Annotated in this window: 1 protein-coding gene; it reads right to left on the bottom strand. The window is 47.3% G+C overall.

Annotated elements, in window-relative coordinates; all coding sequences use genetic code 11:
- Nucleotides 1–685 (bottom strand): SprB repeat-containing protein (locus ACLI1A_RS19545; RefSeq protein WP_411410379.1); only part of this gene is annotated, 685 nt, incomplete at both ends.

Genomic DNA, 685 nt, shown 5'->3' with positions numbered 1-685 from the left:
CTCAGTTATAGTTACTGATGCAGTTGCTGTACAACCGTTAGCATCAGTTACTGTTACTGTATACGTACCGGCAGCAAGTCCCGTTACGGTAGCTGTAGTAGCACCGTTGCTCCAAAGGTAAGTATAGCCAGCTGTTCCACCGGTTACAACTACTGTTGCCGAACCATTAGAGCCACCATTACACGAAACATTTGTTTGTGATGAAGTCGAAGCTACAAGTGCTGTTGGCTGGGTTAATACCGCAGAAGCAGTTGCTGTACAACCGTTAGCATCGGTTACTGTTACGTTATAAGTACCAGCAGCAAGACCGGTTATGGTAGCTGTAGTAGCACCATTACTCCAAAGGTAAGTATAGCCTGTAGTGCCGCCTGCTACCGCTACTGTTGCAGCTCCTGTAGCACCTCCGTTACATAGTATGTTGGTTTGAGAAGAAATTGAAGCCGATAAAGCAGTAGGCTGGGTAATGGTTACGGTTTTAACCAATGTACATCCGTTAGCATCGGTAATAGTACATGTCCATACTCCGGCTGTAAGGCCCGATACAGATGCTGTACCGTCTCCTGTAGGGTTGCCCGGTGTCCAGTTGTAAGTATATGCGGTAGTTCCACCTGTTACTGCTACTGTTGCCGCTCCTGTAGCTCCGCCATTACATAGTATGTTGGTTTGCGTAGTAGTGGCAGCAAGT

The sequence above is a fragment of the Flavobacterium sp. RHBU_3 genome (assembly GCF_046613565.1).
Taxonomy (GTDB): Bacteria; Bacteroidota; Bacteroidia; order Flavobacteriales; family Flavobacteriaceae; genus Flavobacterium.
The sequence above is the reverse complement of the archived record's forward strand: the minus strand, read 5'-3'. Positions and strand labels throughout refer to the sequence as shown.